The organism is Pseudomonas sp. FP215 (genome assembly GCF_030687795.1).
GTDB classification, from domain to species: Bacteria; Pseudomonadota; Gammaproteobacteria; order Pseudomonadales; family Pseudomonadaceae; genus Aquipseudomonas; species Aquipseudomonas salmasensis.
The window spans coordinates 4,094,580-4,112,095 of record NZ_CP117447.1 but is presented as its reverse complement, the minus strand read 5'-3'; the positions used below and the strand labels follow the sequence as shown (position 1 = coordinate 4,112,095).

Below are 17,516 nucleotides of genomic sequence, written 5' to 3'. Positions count from 1 at the left end.
AGCGTGGTTTGACGGGGCGCCTAAGAGCAAGATCAAGAGCGACTCGCTTCGCATCGTAGTTACCGTCGGCTGCTACAACTTACAAAATTGTATAGATACCTATGCTGCGATAGCGGCGGGCCAGCCAACACTTCATCGACTGACACTGCGCAATCGCAGGCAAGCCAGCTCCCACATTTGGATCGCGGCGCGTCAGGTAATGGGAGTGCTTAAACCCTCGGCAACCACATCACCGCCGTCAAACCACCACCCGGTGTGTCCTCCAGGCTCAGGTGGCCGCCGAGTCGCTCGACGGCCTCCCGGGCAATGGTCATCCCCAAACCGACCCCTCCGGAATTGCGGTTGCGCGACCCTTCCAGGCGAAAGAACGGCTCGAACACCGCTTCGCGCTTATCGGCGGCGATCCCCGGGCCGTGGTCGATCACCCGGATCACCAGGGCGCCACGGCTGTCGGCCAGTTCTACCCGGGCGGTGCCGGCATAGCGCAGGGCGTTGTCGATCAGGTTATTCAGGCAGGAACGCAGGGCCATCGGCTGCACCTGCAACGGCGTACAGGTGCCGGAAAATTGCACGTCGCGGCCTTGGTCCTGGGCGTTTTCACTTAAAGACTCCACCAATGCCTGCACATCGAGCCAATGCCGTGTCTCGCTGGTGCGCTGTTCGTGCAGGTAGCTCAAGGTGGCATCGAGCATGCCGATCATGTCGTCCAGGTCCTGGCGCATCTGGCCTTGCAGCTTGGGGTCTTCGATTTGTTCCAGGCGCAGCTTGAGGCGCGAGAGCGGGGTGCGCAGGTCATGGGAGACCGCGCCGAGCATGCGGGCGCGCTGGCTGACCTGTTCGCGGATGCGCTTTTGCATCAGGTTGAAGGTGGAGGCCGCCTGGCGTGCTTCGCGAGGGCCGGATTCCACCAGGGGCGGGCTGTCGAGGTCGACGCTCAAGCGCTCGGCCGCCGCGCTCAGGCGCTGGATCGGCCGGCTCAGCAGTTTGGCGCCGTACCAGGCGGCGATGATCAGCGAGATAAATTGAAACGTCAGGGGCACCACCGGGCCGCCAAACCAGGGGCGAGGCGCTTTGCGCAAAGGCGTGAGGCTGCCGTCCGGTTGTTCGACGAACGCCGCGCGGGGCGGTGGCGGCGGGCCGTAGTGGTGGAACCAGAAGAATGCCAGCACGTGGGCCAGCACAATCGCCACCAACAACAGGCCGAACAGTCGCCCGAACAGCGTATTGAAGGGGGCGCGCATCAACCGATATCCCGGGCGTCGAACAGGTAGCCTTCGCCGCGTACGGTCTTGATCAATTGCGGAGCCTTGGGGTCATCCCCCAACTTCTGGCGCAGGCGCGACACCAGCAAGTCGATGCTGCGATCAAAAGCCTCGATGGAGCGCCCACGGGCCGCGTCCAGCAGCTGTTCGCGGCTCAGTACGCGGCGCGGGCGTTCGATAAACACCCACAACAAACGAAACTCGGCGTTGGACAACGGCACCACCAGGCCATCATCGGCCACCAGCTGGCGCAGCACGCTGTTCAGGCGCCAGGTGTCGAAACGGATATTGGCCCGCTGTTCGGTGCGGTCATCACGCACCCGGCGCAGGATGGTCTGGATACGCGCGACCAGTTCTCGGGGTTCGAACGGCTTGGACATATAGTCATCAGCGCCCAGTTCCAGGCCGATGATGCGATCGGTAGGTTCGCAACGGGCAGTAAGCATCAGGATCGGAATGTCCGACTCGGCGCGCAGCCAGCGGCATAAGGTCAGCCCGTCTTCGCCCGGCAACATCAAGTCGAGCACCACCACATCGAAGGTCTCCGCTTGCATGGCCTGGCGCATGGCGGTGCCGTCGGTGACACCCGAGGCGAGAATATTGAAGCGTGCCAGGTAGTCGATCAGCAGTTCGCGGATCGGCACGTCGTCGTCGACAATCAGCGCACGGGTGTTCCAGCGCTTGTCTTCGGCGATCACCGCGTCTTTTGGCGCTTCGTTTACAGGGTCGCAAGGGGTATGCATAGCGAGGTCATCTGCCTGAGTGTGGCTGTCAGCATAGGCGCCCAGTTCCAGGGCTGGAAGTGCTGGGCGGGCGGTCATGTGCGCGAGGCTAGCCGGGCGGCGTATTGGGGGCGTGTCGTGAATGTATCGAGGTTGAAACAATTACCCTGAATCGCCGGTATTGGGCGCTTGATCGGTATTTACCGATCATCGGATCCCGCAACGGCGCTGCTTGCGCTACAATCCGCGCCGATTTCGACTTGCCTGAGAGCCCATTCCAATGTCCGTCTGCCAGACTCCTATCATCGTCGCCCTGGATTACCCCACCCGTGACGCCGCACTGAAGCTGGCTGACCAGTTGGACCCCAAGCTTTGCCGGGTCAAGGTCGGCAAGGAATTGTTCACCAGTTGCGCGGCGGAAATCGTCGGCACCCTGCGTGACAAAGGTTTCGAAGTGTTCCTTGACCTGAAATTCCATGACATCCCCAACACCACGGCGATGGCCGTCAAAGCCGCGGCCGAGATGGGCGTGTGGATGGTCAATGTGCACTGCTCCGGTGGCCTGCGCATGATGAGCGCCTGCCGCGAAGTGCTGGAACAGCGCAGCGGCCCCAAACCGTTGTTGATCGGCGTGACCGTGCTCACCAGCATGGAGCGCGAAGACCTGGCAGGCATTGGCCTGGATATCGAGCCGCAGGCGCAGGTGTTGCGCCTGGCAGCACTGGCGCAGAAAGCCGGCCTCGACGGCCTGGTGTGCTCGGCCCTGGAAGCCCAGGCCCTGAAGAACGCTCACCCGTCGTTGCAACTGGTGACACCGGGTATTCGTCCTACCGGCAGCGCTCAGGATGACCAGCGCCGTATCCTGACCCCGCGCCAGGCCCTGGATGCGGGCTCGGATTACCTGGTGATCGGCCGTCCGATCAGCCAGGCGGCGGATCCTGCAAAAGCGTTGGCAGCGGTCGTCGCCGAGATCGCCTGATTTTTAGAGTGAGCAAAAAATGTGGGCTGCCCACAGAATCAGTGCAAGGAACAGATCCCCTGTGGGAGCGGGCTTGCCCGCGATGGCCATAGGTATCTACACAATTTTGGGACGACACTGGACCTGTGGCGAGGGAGCTTGCTCCCGTGACGGCCTGACAGCCGGCGCCTATCTTTCTGACGCACTTGATTCAAATGTGGGAGCTGGCTTGTCGGGTCGCCGCATCGCTGCGAAGACGGCCTGATAGTCAACGCAGTTAGACCCGGTACATATCCGTTATTTAGGTAACGGCCACCTAGGGTTCCGCTCTGACAGCGGCTCACTTTCGAAAAGCGCGAAAGTAAGCAAAGCGCTCTTGCCCCACCACTCGGCACCTCGCCTAGGCTCGGTGTGCCCGTAATCCGCCAGTGATTTGGGGGGCCGCCGCCACGCGCCATCCATGGCGCGGGGCGGCTAAACCGGCATCCCTGCCGGTTTACCCCCCAAATCCCTGTCGAATTCCGGCCAGCGTGGTTTAACGGGGCGCCTAAGATCAAGATCAAGAGCGGCTCGCTTCGCATCGTGGTTACCCGGTGGCTGCGGCGAACTGCACAGTTGTGTAGATACCTATGCCGCGATGGCGGTGGGTCAGATTAATTAATCTGACCCACCGCTTTCGCAGGCAAGCCAGCTCCCACATTTGTTTTTGTGTTGTTTCAGCTGACTTTGAGCACCAACTTCCCGAAGTTCTCGCCGTTGAACAGCTTCATCAGCGTTTCCGGGAATGTCTCCAGCCCTTCGACAATATCTTCCTTGCTCTTGAGCTTGCCCTGGGCCATCCAGCCGGCCATTTCCTGACCCGCCGTCGCAAAGTTTGCCGCGTGGTCCATCACCACAAAGCCTTCCATGCGCGCACGATTGACCAGCAATGACAGGTAGTTGGCCGGGCCTTTGACCGCTTCCTTGTTGTTGTACTGGCTGATTGCACCGCAAATCACCACGCGGGCTTTGAGTGCCAGGCGGCTGAGCACCGCGTCGAGAATATCGCCGCCGACGTTATCGAAATACACGTCCACGCCTTTGGGGCACTCGCGCTTGAGGGCGGCGGGCACGTCTTCGCTTTTGTAGTCGATGGCGGCGTCGAAGCCCAACTCATCGACCAGGAACTTGCACTTCTCGGCGCCACCGGCGATTCCCACCACGCGACAGCCCTTGAGCTTGGCGATCTGCCCGGCGATGCTGCCCACGGCACCGGCAGCACCGGAGATCACCACGGTGTCACCGGCTTTCGGTGCGCCGGTCTCCAGCAGAGCAAAGTAGGCCGTCATGCCGGTCATGCCCAGGGCGGACAGGTAGCGGGGCAGGGGCGCCAGCTTGGGGTCCACCTTGTAGAAGCCACGGGGCTCGCCGAGGAAGTAATCCTGCACGCCCAGTGCACCGTTCACGTAGTCCCCCACCGCGAAGTTCGGATGCTTCGAGGCAAGTACCTTGCCGACGCCCAGGGCGCGCATCACTTCGCCGATGCCCACCGGTGGAATGTAGGATTTGCCTTCATTCATCCAGCCACGCATGGCTGGGTCGAGGGACAGGTATTCGTTGCGCACCAGCACCTGGCCGTCCTGGGGTTCGCCCACCGGCACTTCCTGGTAAGTGAAGGTCTCGCGCGTGGCTGCACCGACCGGGCGTTTGGCAAGCAGAAATTGGCGGTTGGTCTGGGCGGTCATGGCAAGGACTCTTTAGAAAGGGAATATGAGTGATAGACCCTCAGTAGCAGAAGGGCAAGGGTGTGCGGCGCAGGCGAATGCCCGGCAATAGGCCTCATTGATAATCAGCCGGGCGGCTTTATCACTGCGATTCATGCAGCGCCAACCGGCCTTCTGATAGTGCTGACGCGCGGCTCCCGGCGTTGGCTAGACTCGCTCCACCGCTACTAACTCCACAGGACAGTTCCCATGAGCATGACGTTTTCCGGCCAGGTCGCTTTGGTGACCGGCGCCGCCGCTGGTATTGGCCGTGCCACCGCGCTGGCATTCGCCGCCGAAGGCTTGAAGGTGGTGGTCGCTGACCTCGATGTGGCGGGAGGCGAGGGCACTGTGGCACTGATCCACCAGGCCGGTGGCGAAGGGATATTTGTGCGCTGCAACGTCACGCTCGACACCGACGTACAGCAATTGATGGCGCAGACCGTCGCCACCTATGGGCGCCTGGACTACGCCTTCAACAACGCCGGCATCGAGATCGAAAAGGGCAAGCTGGCCGACGGCAGTCTCGATGAGTTCGATGCCATCATGGGGGTTAACGTCAAAGGCGTGTGGCTGTGCATGAAGTATCAGCTGCCGTTGCTGTTGGCCCAGGGCGGCGGGGCCATCGTCAACACCGCCTCGGTGGCGGGGTTGGGGGCGGCCCCGAAGATGAGCATCTATGCGGCGTCCAAGCATGCGGTGATCGGCCTGACCAAATCAGCGGCCATCGAGTACGCGAAGAAGAAAATCCGCGTGAATGCCGTCTGCCCGGCCGTGATTGATACCGACATGTTTCGCCGCGCCTATGAGGCTGACCCGCGCAAGGCTGAGTTTGCCGCAGCCATGCACCCCGTTGGACGCATTGGCAAGGTTGAGGAAATCGCCAGCGCCGTGTTGTACCTGTGCAGTGATGGCGCAGGGTTTACCACCGGTCAGGCCCTGGCGGTGGACGGTGGCGCGACGGCGATCTAGGACGGCAGGTCGCGCGGCATTCGAAAACAGATCCAGGCGCTGTGGGGCGTTTCCATGGCAGGCAGTGGGCTGTGCCTGAATATGTTTCAGTAGGTAAATAACTCAATAAAATCAATACTTTAATAAAAGTTGGCGACCGGTTTTAACAGGCTTCTGTGCTTAACTGTTTTGGGTTAACAGACAGTTTAAGTGAGTGGCTCATGGATTTAGGGATTGATCGACAAGCCCAGGTACCGGTTGTTCAGCAGATCGTCAGCGCGGTGGCAGAATGGATTCGCAAGGAAGGGGTGAGCCCTGGCACACGCTTGCCGTCCATTCGCCAATTGGCCCTCGATAACCTGCTGAGCCAGGCCAGCGTGATCGAGGCATTCGAGCGGTTGGTGGCCCAGGGGCTGCTGGCCCCCAGGCAGGGTTCGGGGTTTGTGGTAGCGCAGCCCACCACGGCCCACGAAAACCACTGGTATGAAGGTGCGGAACAGGGCTGGGGCGCCTTTACCGATGGCCCGCTGGGCGAGCTGAAGCTGGGTTGCGGCTGGTTACCCGACACTTGGCGCGAAAGCGATGACATCAGCTACGCGATCCGTGAACTGAGCCGTACCGACACCGGCGGCCTGTTCAACTACAGCACGCCTCTGGGGCTGCCGGCGTTGCGCGAACAACTGCTCAAGCGCCTGACCCAGATACACGTACCTGCCAGCCTGGACCGTATCCTCACCACCCATGGCGCCAGCCATGCCCAGGACCTGCTGATACGCACGCTGCTCAAGCCCGGTGATAAGGTGGTGGTCGAGACCCCAGGGTATGGCAACCTCTATCGCCAACTGGCCTTTCAGGGGGTCACGCTGCTGCAAGTGCCGCGCACCCGTGGTGGCCCGGATATCCCGGCATTGGAAGCGCTGCTGCACACCCACCGACCCAAGTGCCTGTTCATCAACAGCCTGTATCACAACCCCACAGGGACCAGTTTGAGCCGTCCGGTGGCGGAGCGCTTGTTGGAGCTGGCACGCGAGCGCGACTTCCTGATTATCGAAGAGGACGTCTACGGCGACCTGCAACATGCCAGTTGCACACGCTTGGCGGCGCTGGCCCATGATGACCGGGTGATCTATGTGTCGAGCTTTTCCAAGACCCTGAGCAGCGCCCTGCGCGTGGGTTACCTGTGCGCCAGTGCTGCGATCATCTCGCAATTGGCCCAACTCAAGACCCTGACTGGCATCGGCACTTCACGTTTTGCCGAAGCCATGGTGACGACGTTGTTGACTAACGGCACTTACCGTAAGTGGGTGCAGCGCCTGCGCAAGCGCCTGAACGCGCAGATGGCCGCGACGTTGCAGGTGCTGGAGGATGAAGAGTGGCAGGTATTTGCCGCACCCGCGGGTGGCATGTTCCTGTGGGCGCGACCGGGCTTGGCCGACCCCCTGCGACTGCAAGCCTGCGCCCAGCGGCTCGGTGTGTTGCTGTCGCCGGGGGCGTTGTTCAGCCCCACGGGTGAGCGCAGCGAATGGCTGCGTATCAATGTGGCCTACGCCGCTGATCAGCGCGCGTTGACGCTGTTTCGCGCCATGGGCGCGGCAAGATCGACCTCGACCATTCTGAAAACGACGCACATGTAGCTTTTTGCCATTATTCCGGCGCCAGCGGCTTGTGCTCAGTGCCTCGGGGTTGCGAATCTCGCTGCTTGTAAACCTGGCCTATGGCATTTGCCATTGCAAGAGGATCAAGTGCAATGATTTCGGGCGTGCAACGACGTTTCGCCAACCTCGGTATGGCAAAAAAACTCGGCTTGGGTTTTACCCTGGTACTGCTGCTGACGGCCCTGGTCGCGGCCATCGGTGTGTGGTCCCTGCAGACCATCGGCCAGCGCTTCGAAGGCCTCACGTCGATGTCGACGCTTAACAGTGACCTGCTCAAGGTGCGCTTGATCGAACAGGACTATGCGCTGCACGCCGACGCCAAGGCCGTTGACGCCCTGCATGCCAGTGTCGATGCGCTGCTGGCCCAGGCCACGCGCCTCAAGGCTCGGTCCGCCAGCAACGAGCGAGTGATGGGCGACGTTGAGCAAGCTTTGGTCGCCTATCGCAAGGCATTCGATGAGTTCGTCGAGTTGACCCAGACCAAAGACCTCGCCTTGGAAATGGCCAGTTGGTCGGTGTCCAGCGTGGCCAATAATCTGGATGTGCTGCAAGCCGGGCTGGCGGATGACGGTGCCTACGGCCTCAAGGAAAGCCAAGGCAAGGAGGGCGCGGAGTTTATCGAGCAGGCAGGGCAAGTCAGCCAAGTGTCGCGGCTGATGTTGCAGGCCATGAACGAAGCACGGGTGCGCCTGGACCAGAGCCGCAGGGCAGACGCAGACGACGCCGGGCAGGGCAAGATCGAGCAAGCCGACCAGGCCCTGGCTGAAGTCGAGAAACTCAAAACCACGGTCAAGGACCCCGGCTACCAGACCGTGCTCAATGAAGTCTCCGGGCATATCGCGTCGTTCAGTGACAAGCTCGGCGAATACACCGGGCTGCTGGCCCAGGAAAAAGTGGTCTACACGCAATTGCATGACCGCGCCGAGCAAGTGGTCAGCCGGGTCAACCAGGCGTATGCCGCCGAAGACCAGTCCATGCAAACGCAGTTGCAGCACAGCACGCTGTTGATCATCGGTTCATCTGCTCTGGCACTGCTGGTGGGTTTGATCGCTGCGTGGGTGATCACCCGCTTGATTGTTGCGCCGTTGCGCGCGGTGATCGCCGTGGCCCAGCAGATCGCCTCAGGTGACCTGAGTGGGCGCATGGAGGTCAGCCGGCGTGATGAAATCGGCCAGTTGATGCAGGCGATGCAGCAGATGGGCAACAGCTTGAGCCAGATGGTCAGTGGGTTGCAGACGGGGATCGAACAGCTCGCCAGCTCCGCGCATTCGCTGTCCAGCGTCACCGAGCAAACCACTGCCGAAGTCAGCAACCAGAAGGACGAAACCGAACAGGTCGCCACGGCGATGAACCAGATGACCGCCACGGTGCACGATGTGGCACGCAATGCCGAGCAGGCGGCCCAGGCCGCGCAGACTGCGGATGCCAAGGTCGATAGCGGCCAGCAGGTGGTGCGCATGAGCCTGCAGCGTATCGAGCTGCTGGCCACATCCAGCAACAGTGCCAGCGCCAGCATCGAAAGCCTCAGTGCGCAAATCCAGAACATTGGTACCGTCTTGAGCGTGATCCGGAGCGTGGCCGAACAGACCAACCTGCTGGCCTTGAACGCTGCGATTGAGGCGGCGCGTGCCGGTGAGCAAGGGCGTGGCTTTGCGGTGGTGGCCGATGAAGTGCGGGCACTGGCCAAGCGCACCCAGCAATCGACCGAAGAAATCGAACGGCTGGTCAGCACGCTGCGCAGTGCGGCGCAGTCCTCGGTGCAGCAGATCCAGCAGAGCGGCGAGCTGGTGAAGCTGGCGGTCAGTGATGCGCTGGAAACCGAAGGGGCCTTGGGCAGCATTGCGGCGGCCGTTTCATTGATCCAGCAGATGAACCAACAGATCGCCGCCGCCGCCGAGGAGCAGAGCTCGGTGGCCGAAGAGATCAACCGCAGCGTTACCAGTATTCGGGCGAGTGCCGATCATTCGGCGTTGAGCATGCAAGACAATGCCGCCTCGAGCATCCAGTTGGCGCAGTTGGGCGCGCAACTCAAGGGCATGGTGGGGCATTTCCGCCTTTGATCGCAGCCAAGGCGCTGCGATCTGAGGGCAGGGCGATCAGGCGTGGTTGGCGAGGAAGGTCAGCAGCGCCTCGTTGACGAAATCCGGGTTCTCGCGGCTGGAGATATGCCCGGCTTCGGGGATCAGGATCAGGCTGCAACCAATCAGTTCGGCCATTTCCTCGGACTCGGCCGGTGGCCGGGGTTTGTCCTGCTCGCCGCACATCACCAGGGTGGTGTCGGAGTCCAAGGCCGGTAGTTGCGCCAGGATGTCTTCGCGGCTGAAGATCAGGCGGCCCAGCGGCACGATGCTGTCCAGCAGGCGTTCTTTGGGGAAGCTTTGCAGTGACTGGCGAAAATCCTGGTACAGCGCGGATTCGCGGTCAATGTTCGGGCGGAAGAAGATCGGCGCGATCACATCCAGCAACGGTTCGGGGATCGCCCCGGCGTCTTCGATCATCTTGAACAGCGAGAAATAGTACTGGCACGTTGCTTCGGGTTCGGCCCCGAGGTAGGTGTCCATCAGTACCACGCTGTTGATGCGCTCGGGAGCCAGCAGCGCCAGGCGTGCGCCCCACATGCCGCCGACCGAGAGGCCCACCAGGTTGGCCTCTGCGATGTCCAGGTGATCCAGCAGTGCCAGGGCCTGGCGGGCCAGGTCATCCAGGGAATGGGTGGGTGCTGGCAACGGGCCGGACTCACCGTGGCCCCATAATTCGGGGACGATTACGCGGTATTGCTGCGACAGCGCTTCAATCTGCGGCGCCCACATGTCGCTGGCCCATAGGTAACTCGAACCCAGTAGCACGACGGGGCCGGCGCCCTGGTCGATATAGTGCAGCGGTTGTCCATCAATCACGGCGACAGGCATAACAGGCCTCTAATTTCACGGAGTGAGGGGCACTTTTTTACGCTAGTCGGGGGCGGGGGGATAGGGTCATATTAATGGCATGTGGCAGAGTCGGATTTTCCTTAGCGGCCTGACACCCTACGACCTCACTGTGGGAGCTGGCTTGCCTGCGATGAAGGCCCGCCAGCCGATACTCACCTACCTGACACCCCACCATCGAACTGTGGGAGCGGGCTTGCTCGCGAAAGCGGTGGGTCAGTCAACATCAATCTTTGCTGAGCCGACGTCTTCGCCGGCAAGCCCCACCTTTGATCTTCGTTGCTTTGAGCATTGCGCTCGCGTTGCCATCAATCGTAAATAGCTTTCTTCTTCCACTCGGCGTCAGCGTCAACGACTTTCAAGCCCTCGGTCAGCTCGTTGACTTCGTCCTCGGCAGGCTGGCTGTTGGTCAGCACCGTGGAGTTGGCGCGCGCAAGTTGGGATTCCAGCAGTTGCAACTGAGCGCTGTAGAGCACCGGCTCTGGCTGTTTGCGCAGGTACTGCACGCCGCGCTCGAACGCCAGGCGTGCCTGGCCGGGTTGGCCTTGCAGCAGGGCGTGCTGGCCGAGGTTGTTGAAAAACTCGATGTGCAGCAGCACCAGGATATGCCGGATTTCCTTGATCCAGTGCTTGGCCTCGTTGGTCGGCAGGAAGCCGTCCTGGGCGGCGCGGGTGACTTGGCCGTGCAGGGCTTCGAGCAAGAAGCGCACGTCCTTGGCCTTGGCTTCGGTCTGGATCGGCGCCGGCGGGTTGGCCACTGGAATCGACTCGCCTTGGGCGATCAGCGCATTCAGTTCGTTGATGCGCGCCTTGAGTGGTGTGCTGGACTTGTTCAGGTTCAACAGGCGCTGGTTGACGTTCAGCTCCAGGCGAGCCAGCAACAGCTTGAGCGCTGGGGTCATCAGTTGGCCAGGGAAGGTCTCGGTGATTTCACCGCAGCGACGCAGCCGATCGTTAAGCTCGATCTCGGTGCGCTTCTTTTCCAGCTTGTTGTTTTCCACCACGTGGTTCATGTAGCCAATGGCGATCAGTATTACGATCCCGGCTATTACCAGCAGGGTGATCATGAGTGGTGTCACCGGTGTGACCTCTTTAATAGGGTGTGCTGTGGAGTGTAGTGACTGGGTCATCCGGCGGATAGGACCGATCGACCAGTTGCCCAGGTGATTTCTTCTATATAGGTAGGCGTTGCCTGAATGGATGCACATTGCCATCATTTACCTGGGTGAACTATAGCGCCTTGTCGAACGCCAGAATATAGGCGCCAAGGCTCGGACGGCACCAATGCCCGCGAAGGCCGTGAAACCATGGCGAAGTCATTGATTTAAATAAATTTATCCTTGGGGGTTGACGACCTTTCAATCCATCCATAGAATGCGCGCCACTTACAGCGTAAAGCACACAGCGAAACGGGGTAGGGAGTGAATGTTGTACGTGTGTCCCCTTCGTCTAGTGGCCTAGGACACCGCCCTTTCACGGCGGTAACAGGGGTTCGAGTCCCCTAGGGGACGCCATATGCGGGAATAGCTCAGTTGGTAGAGCACGACCTTGCCAAGGTCGGGGTCGCGAGTTCGAGTCTCGTTTCCCGCTCCAATTTACAAGCAGTGTGGCCCTCGGGCGGCATTGAGTGAAACCAGGACCAAGTCTTCGGACAAGGCCTCTGGGCACTGGAACACACATCATGTGTTTCAGTAGCGTGTCCCCTTCGTCTAGTGGCCTAGGACACCGCCCTTTCACGGCGGTAACAGGGGTTCGAGTCCCCTAGGGGACGCCATTTGCGGGAATAGCTCAGTTGGTAGAGCACGACCTTGCCAAGGTCGGGGTCGCGAGTTCGAGTCTCGTTTCCCGCTCCAAATTTTGATCCACAGACTTCTACTGGGGTCTGTAGGTCATTGAAAAAAGGAGCTTCGGCTCCTTTTTTCATTCCAGCGAGTGCCACGGAAATCCACCCACAGCTACCGTTTTTGAGTGACCAAATAAGGCACAAGAATACGGGTGGGTCGGCTACCGGATAGTTGCTGGGGCTGAGCGGGGACCATGACGAGCATAGGGCCTAAGTCATTACTTAGGAGTCTCGAAATGGCGCTCTCTGATCTGACCGTCCGGCAGGCGAAGACCACCGGAAAACGCTACACCCTCTCCGACAACGACTGCCTGGGCCTGATGGTCTCAGCCGCAGGCGGCAAGTCATGGCAATTCCGCTACTACTGGCTGGGCAAGCAAAAGCGCCTGTGCCTGGGCGGCTATCCTGCTCTCAGCCTGCGCGAGGCCCGGATCGAGCGAGACAAGGCCCAGGCCCTGCTCGCCAGGGGGATCGATCCTCAGGTCGAGCGCGACCAGAAACGGCACGCGGCCAAGCTGGCGGGCGAATACACCTTCAAGACCGTCTTCGATGCCTGGGTCGAGCATCGCCGCAAGGAACTCAAGGAAGGCCGTCAAAGCACGCTGTCGCAGATCCTGCGCATCTTCAACAAGGACGTGTTGCCCACCCTGGGAAGAATGTCGATCTACGACATTCGCCGCCCCCAACTCCTGGGCGTCTTGGCGGCGATCGAGAAACGCAAGGCGTTCACCACCGCCGAGAAGGTCCGCACCTGGTTCAACCAGTTGTTCCGCTATGCCCTGGTCATTGCCGAGGGGTTGGAAGTCAACCCGGCCGCCGACCTGGACGTGGTGGCAGAGCCCAAGCCCCCCGTAGCCCACAATCCCTACCTGCACCTGCCCGAGATGCCCGAGTTCCTCCAGAAGCTCCGGCTCTACAACCCCCGTGGCTGGCAGACCCAGCTTGGCGTCCGGCTGCTGTTCCTGACCGGGGTGCGCACCGGCGAACTGCGATTGGCCGAACCCGAACAGTTCGACCTCGACAGGGGCTTGTGGATCATCCCACCGCAGATCGTCAAGCAGCTCCAGGATGAAATGCGCAAGGCAGGGAAGCGGCCGCAGGATGTGCCCCCCTATATCGTGCCGCTATCCCTGCAGGCCATCGAGATCGTGCGCTATCTCCTGGGGGTGATGCGGCCGGCGCAGAAGTACTTGCTGTCACACCGCAGCGAACTCAAGAAGCGCATCAGCGAGAACACCCTCAACAAGGCCGTGCAGCTCATGGGCTATGAGGGGCGCCTGACCGGCCACGGCATCCGCGGCACTATCTCGACGGCGCTCAACGAGATTGGCTACCCGAAGATTTGGGTGGACGCGCAGCTTTCCCATTCCGACCCCAACAAGGTGAGTTCGTCCTACAACCACGCCAAGTACGTTGAGCCGCGCCGTCGGATGATGCAGGACTGGGCCGATCGGCTCGACCTGCTCGAACAGGGCGAAGTGGAAGCCGCGAGCGCGCATCTGACCATCCGTATCGACGGGGTGCCGGCGATGGCAGAAGTGGAGGAAGCGGTGGATGCGACCCTCGCGATGGCCGAGCCCACTCCTCCCGGCGTCCCGCCCGTCGTGGCCACGCCTATTGTCGTAACCCCGAGCAACGGCGGCATCACGTTCCAGCGGCTGTCTCAGGTACCGCCGCCTCCGACGCATGCCCCAGAGCCGGAAGTGTCCGCGATCCAGCGCGAGCGCGAGGAAATGCTGACCATCTACGAGTCTCCAAGCAGCTTGCCGGTCCCGCTGTTCGGCAAGCTGGCCGGAAAGTCCAAGGACCAGATCAACCGCGAACTGAAAGCGGGCAAGTTGCTGTCCATCAGTTTGGGCAATCGGGGGCAGCGTGTTCCCGATTGGCAACTGGTGCCGCTCAAGCACAAGCTGGCCCAGGTGCTCATGAACCAGTGCCCGCACGCGGATTCGTGGGATCTGTACCGCATGCTGACCCAGCCGCACCCTGACCTGGGGGACCGCGCGGCCATTGATGCGGTCACGCCGACCAACGTGCCGGCGATCATCCAGGTCATCATGGGCGACTACCAGCACTATGCGGATATGCCCGAGGCCATTGCCCCGTACCCCATCCCCGAGGATGTGCGGCAAAGCGTTCGTCGGCTGGTGGATAGCGCAGTAGTTCTAGACGGAGCATAGGGCTCTCAAACCTTGCAGGGGCCTTGCGGCCCCTGCATTACGCTTGCACCGCCTCCACGAGTTCGCTCAGCGTGCGCGGTGCGGGAGCGAAGAACACGGCGCCGGTGTGCGCCGTCGAGAAATCGAGCAGGCGGTCGTGCATGCCTGGCGGATCGCCGAGGAACATGCGCTCCAGCATCTTCTGCGTCACCCACAGATGCCTGGAGTAGCCGATGAAGTAGGTGCCATATTCGCCCTGGCCGGGGCGGCCGAAGGGCATGTTGTCGCGCAGGATGTCGTGCTCGGTGCCGTCGTCGTCCACGATCGTGGCGAGGGTCTTGTGCGATTTCTGGCCGCTCGTCGCGTCGGGCAATTCGACATTGCTGACGATCTCCCGGCCGATGATCCGCTCTTGCTCGTCCTTGGCGAGCCGAGCCCACGGCTGCATTTGGTGCAGATACTTCTGCACCACCAAGTAGCTGCCGCCGGCGAACGCCTGATCTTCACTGCCGACCAGCGTCGAGGCGCCGATGTCGTGCCCGGTCGGGTTGGCCGTGCCATCGACAAAGCCAAGCAGGTCGCGGGAGTCGAAGTAGCGAAAACCGACCACCTCGTCGGCCACCGTCACGCTGCTGCCCAGTTGGTCCAGCAGCAGGCGCTCGAATTCAAAACAGAGGTCCTCGCGTTCGGCACGGATGTGAAAGAACAGGTCGCCGGGCGTGGCAGGCGCGGTGTGCTTGGCACCCTCGATGGGCACGAAGGGCCGTAGTTCCTTCGGGCGCTTCCCGGTCTGGAAACGGTCCCATAGCGCCGATCCCAGTGCAGTGATGCACGACAGCCGGCCGTTGAGATCGCGGAAGCCCACCGTTTTGATCAGGTCGTCCAGCCCGTCCAAGACGCCGGCGACCGCCTGAAGGGCCTCGTGGCCCTCGGCGACTGTCAACGTGAGAAACACCGCCGCGCGCGACAGCGGCGCATCGATGCTTTGCGAGTCAATTGGTACTCGATCCCAACCACTTCCAACCATTCGTGCCTCCAAAGACCATGTTAATTCATCATATTGCCAGAGATGGAAGCGCTATCACTGGCGCGCTAACAGGCGCGTGCCGCTGCAATTACCCGCACGCAGCCTCGGCGAGAGCGGGCTATGGGGTATTCGAGCAAGCCGCCCTGTCCCTGGCAACCAACATTGCCCTGTGCTCGAACCGCTCAGAAACAACATTGGCTCGTCCGTGGGGCCGCTGCAGATATGTCACGATCTCGTAGGGGCCGTCTGAAAGCGGTCGCATAGTGATCCCCCACGCATGGGCACGCTCAATGCGCGATTGCGCGGAGAGCCCCACTCCGTAGCCAGCGGTCACCCAAAGCGCCATCATCTCGAACGAAGTCACGTGCTGAATGCTCTGCTGGCTCAACGGAAGAAAGGACAGTCGCTGATCCAGCAGTAGGCAAGCCTCCGCCGGCCAGCGAAACACCGGATAGTCCAGAAGCTCGGCAAGCGTGATCTTCGCCTGGGCAACTAAGGGGGACCCCAGCGGCACTGCAACAGCCACGTTCTCCACCCAGAGCGGTTGGCTTTTCACGGCCGGAGCACCAGCGTTCCGAAGCGTCATTCCAGCGTCGTAGCGGCCTTCCTCAAGGCCCGTCAACAGATCATCGGCTGAGGTCTCAAAGAACGTGATGGTGACTTCTGGTTCCTCCGCGCGCTGTAGGGCAAGAAGCGTTGTGAGGCAAGAGGATGGCACTCCGGGCGCGATAGCAAGCCTGAAATGGGAAAACTGGCTGGTGGCGTCATGCATGAGGGCCCCCAATAAGCGATCTGTCCAGAAAGGCAAACCAGCGTTGCAGGAAAGAGTGAAGTTTAACGTCGTTATCTTTAACGTGGTTAATTGTGGCAGATTGTTTGACGCTTCTGCTAATGCAGAAATCAACAATTCAGCCAGGCCGTCCTTCTGGCACATCGACGTATGAATCCGAGTCGGCGTTAGCCTTCGGACAGGCCGTGCGCGCTGCGCGCGTCGCTCAAGGAGTCGCGCAAGACGAGTTCGCATCTCGGGCAAGCATTTCGCGTTCTCACATGGGTAAGATCGAGCGTGGTGAGCACGTGCCCACGCTTCCGCTCATACTGAAAATTTCTACGGCACTTGGAATAAGCGCGGCTGACCTGATGACGGCGACCGAACGCAATCTGCGTGCCGACACTGATCCCTGAGTGTCTAGCCTGCCAGGCTCCGTCAACCGTCCGAAGAGTCGCGAAGGCGAACGATAAATCGCTCCACCGAAGCCGATAAATTGCCGCCGTCGGGCCGAAGCAGGTAGGTGGTGATCACGGCAGAATCCATCGCCAAGGGGCGGATCACCACATCCGGCCGTTGGGAGATGGGAATCTTGGTCGCCGTCATGAAGCCGATGCCGTAGCCGGCGCCGACCAACGTGAGCATCATGTCCAGCGAGGACACTTCCTCGACAACATTCAGCTTGTGCTCCAACGTGTTGAGCAGCCGCTTGAGTTCGCGGCAATAGCCCTCGCATACCTGCGGGTCGCACAGGACAAGTGGATGGCCTTGAAGTTCTTGAAGTGGCACCTCCTTGTAGGTGAGCAATGAGTGACGAGCTGGCACCGCAATCACCAGCGGGTCGTGCCAGATTGGTTCGGCAGCGATACCGTCGCCGACATCGCCCGTGTGCGCGAACCCGATCATGAAGTCGCCCGAACGCAAGCCACGCACTTGCTCTGCCAGAGGCACTTCTGACAAGCGTATTTCGATCTCCGGCTCCTCGGCGCGGCAACGAGCCAGAAATGCCGACAGCCGTGGATCGATAGCCCCATCTGATACAGCGATGCGCAGGCTACCGCGCAAGCCCGATGCCACAGCCTTGGCATTTTCACGAGCCTGTTCCAGCACTGTGAATAGACGGCGAACATCTTGCAAGAAGACCGCGCCCGCCGCCGTTAGAACTGTTCCTCGTCGGTTTCGGTCGAAGAGCACTACGCCCAACTCGTCCTCAAGTTCCTTGATGGCTCGTGATAGCGGTGGTTGTTCGATATGCAGGCGCTCAGCCGCCCGCGTGAAATGTAGCTCCTCAGCAAGAACTACGAAGCAGCGAAGATGGCGCAGCTCCATAGGCCACCCTCCCGTTCCGACTTATCCAACACTGTGCTATCTCCCTATAGAAGTGACTGCCATTCTGGCGGCGGCGAGTTCGGCCACATCATTGGAAACTTCTGGCTGAATGAGCCAGGGCTGGGTTGACCGTGCGATGGCCCGAGGCAGGCACAACACCAGGCGAGCCTGT

Annotated in this window: 14 protein-coding genes, 4 tRNA genes and 1 pseudogene; 11 read left to right on the top strand and 8 right to left on the bottom strand. The window is 61.1% G+C overall.

The features are described 5' to 3' along the window. Positions 1 to 209: 209 nt before the first annotated feature. Both PSH76_RS18510 and PSH76_RS18505 read right to left on the bottom strand, forming a co-directional pair. Positions 210 to 1,241: a HAMP domain-containing sensor histidine kinase gene (locus PSH76_RS18510; protein WP_044273032.1), complete on the bottom strand. Its 1,032-nt coding sequence runs from the start codon at positions 1,239 to 1,241 to the stop codon at positions 210 to 212. Then, entirely contained in the window at positions 1,241 to 2,005 is a 765-nt protein-coding gene (locus PSH76_RS18505; RefSeq protein ID WP_014717756.1) for a response regulator, read from the bottom strand. Before PSH76_RS18505 ends, PSH76_RS18510 begins: the two co-directional genes overlap by 1 nt. A gap of 259 nt (positions 2,006 to 2,264) precedes the next feature. Here PSH76_RS18505 and pyrF point away from each other — a divergent pair, with 259 nt between their 5' ends. Continuing rightward, positions 2,265 to 2,963 carry an orotidine-5'-phosphate decarboxylase gene (gene pyrF / locus PSH76_RS18500; protein WP_032892612.1) on the top strand — a complete coding sequence of 233 codons (699 nt, stop codon included), beginning with the start codon at positions 2,265 to 2,267 and terminating at the stop codon, positions 2,961 to 2,963. Positions 2,964 to 3,658: 695 nt separating this feature from the next. Here pyrF and PSH76_RS18495 read toward each other — a convergent pair. Continuing rightward, complete coding sequence (locus PSH76_RS18495; protein ID WP_305492694.1) at positions 3,659 to 4,666, bottom strand: NADP-dependent oxidoreductase; 1,008 nt, start codon at positions 4,664 to 4,666, stop codon at positions 3,659 to 3,661. A gap of 228 nt (positions 4,667 to 4,894) precedes the next feature. Here PSH76_RS18495 and PSH76_RS18490 point away from each other — a divergent pair, with 228 nt between their 5' ends. The 4 genes and pseudogenes from PSH76_RS18490 to PSH76_RS30795 all read left to right on the top strand — a co-directional run bounded on the left by PSH76_RS18490 (position 4,895) and on the right by PSH76_RS30795 (position 9,350). Beyond that, on the top strand, positions 4,895 to 5,656 hold the full coding sequence (locus tag PSH76_RS18490; protein WP_098952214.1) for an SDR family oxidoreductase: 762 nt from the start codon (positions 4,895 to 4,897) through the stop codon (positions 5,654 to 5,656). A 200-nt stretch (positions 5,657 to 5,856) separates the two neighbouring features. Further along, positions 5,857 to 7,269, top strand: coding sequence for a PLP-dependent aminotransferase family protein (locus PSH76_RS18485; RefSeq protein WP_305492693.1), 1,413 nt, complete (start codon positions 5,857 to 5,859; stop codon positions 7,267 to 7,269). Between the two features lie 80 nt (positions 7,270 to 7,349). Beyond that, positions 7,350 to 8,444 (top strand): annotated as a pseudogene (locus PSH76_RS30800) (HAMP domain-containing protein); the annotation flags it as partial. Continuing rightward, on the top strand, positions 8,433 to 9,350 hold the full coding sequence (locus tag PSH76_RS30795; RefSeq protein ID WP_370874667.1) for a methyl-accepting chemotaxis protein: 918 nt from the start codon (positions 8,433 to 8,435) through the stop codon (positions 9,348 to 9,350). The pseudogene PSH76_RS30800 and the gene PSH76_RS30795, both read left to right, overlap by 12 nt. A gap of 36 nt (positions 9,351 to 9,386) precedes the next feature. On the opposite strand, the gene PSH76_RS18475 is transcribed toward PSH76_RS30795, so the two are convergent. Together PSH76_RS18475 and PSH76_RS18470 are read right to left on the bottom strand one after the other, a co-directional pair. Next, positions 9,387 to 10,199 carry an alpha/beta fold hydrolase gene (locus PSH76_RS18475; protein WP_098952211.1) on the bottom strand — a complete coding sequence of 271 codons (813 nt, stop codon included), beginning with the start codon at positions 10,197 to 10,199 and terminating at the stop codon, positions 9,387 to 9,389. Between the two features lie 326 nt (positions 10,200 to 10,525). Beyond that, entirely contained in the window at positions 10,526 to 11,296 is a 771-nt protein-coding gene (locus PSH76_RS18470) for a hypothetical protein (protein WP_032892606.1), read from the bottom strand. 359 nt (positions 11,297 to 11,655) lie between these two features. Between PSH76_RS18470 and PSH76_RS18465 the strand changes: the two genes are divergently transcribed. The 5 genes from PSH76_RS18465 to PSH76_RS18445 all read left to right on the top strand — a co-directional run bounded on the left by PSH76_RS18465 (position 11,656) and on the right by PSH76_RS18445 (position 14,240). Beyond that, positions 11,656 to 11,731: transfer RNA gene (locus PSH76_RS18465), tRNA-Glu, on the top strand. Between the two features lie 3 nt (positions 11,732 to 11,734). After that, positions 11,735 to 11,810, top strand: a tRNA-Gly gene (locus tag PSH76_RS18460). A 105-nt stretch (positions 11,811 to 11,915) separates the two neighbouring features. Continuing rightward, positions 11,916 to 11,991 (top strand) — tRNA-Glu (locus tag PSH76_RS18455). A gap of 3 nt (positions 11,992 to 11,994) precedes the next feature. Next, a tRNA-Gly gene (locus tag PSH76_RS18450) sits at positions 11,995 to 12,070 on the top strand. A gap of 226 nt (positions 12,071 to 12,296) precedes the next feature. Further along, complete coding sequence (locus PSH76_RS18445; protein WP_009876631.1) at positions 12,297 to 14,240, top strand: integrase arm-type DNA-binding domain-containing protein; 1,944 nt, start codon at positions 12,297 to 12,299, stop codon at positions 14,238 to 14,240. 37 nt (positions 14,241 to 14,277) lie between these two features. Here the strand turns inward: PSH76_RS18445 and PSH76_RS18440 are convergent, their stop codons facing one another. Both PSH76_RS18440 and PSH76_RS18435 read right to left on the bottom strand, forming a co-directional pair. After that, the gene (locus tag PSH76_RS18440) at positions 14,278 to 15,162 is read right to left on the bottom strand and encodes a Dyp-type peroxidase (protein ID WP_009876630.1); all 885 of its coding nucleotides are present in this window, start codon (positions 15,160 to 15,162) and stop codon (positions 14,278 to 14,280) included. Positions 15,163 to 15,364: 202 nt separating this feature from the next. After that, positions 15,365 to 16,018 carry a substrate-binding domain-containing protein gene (locus PSH76_RS18435; protein WP_023106332.1) on the bottom strand — a complete coding sequence of 218 codons (654 nt, stop codon included), beginning with the start codon at positions 16,016 to 16,018 and terminating at the stop codon, positions 15,365 to 15,367. 119 nt (positions 16,019 to 16,137) lie between these two features. On the opposite strand from PSH76_RS18435, the gene PSH76_RS18430 reads away from it, so the two are divergent. Next, positions 16,138 to 16,431 carry a helix-turn-helix domain-containing protein gene (locus tag PSH76_RS18430; protein ID WP_009459591.1) on the top strand — a complete coding sequence of 98 codons (294 nt, stop codon included), beginning with the start codon at positions 16,138 to 16,140 and terminating at the stop codon, positions 16,429 to 16,431. 22 nt (positions 16,432 to 16,453) lie between these two features. On the opposite strand, the gene PSH76_RS18425 is transcribed toward PSH76_RS18430, so the two are convergent. After that, positions 16,454 to 17,344: a LysR family transcriptional regulator gene (locus tag PSH76_RS18425; protein WP_023103878.1), complete on the bottom strand. Its 891-nt coding sequence runs from the start codon at positions 17,342 to 17,344 to the stop codon at positions 16,454 to 16,456. Positions 17,345 to 17,516: the final 172 nt, after the last annotated feature.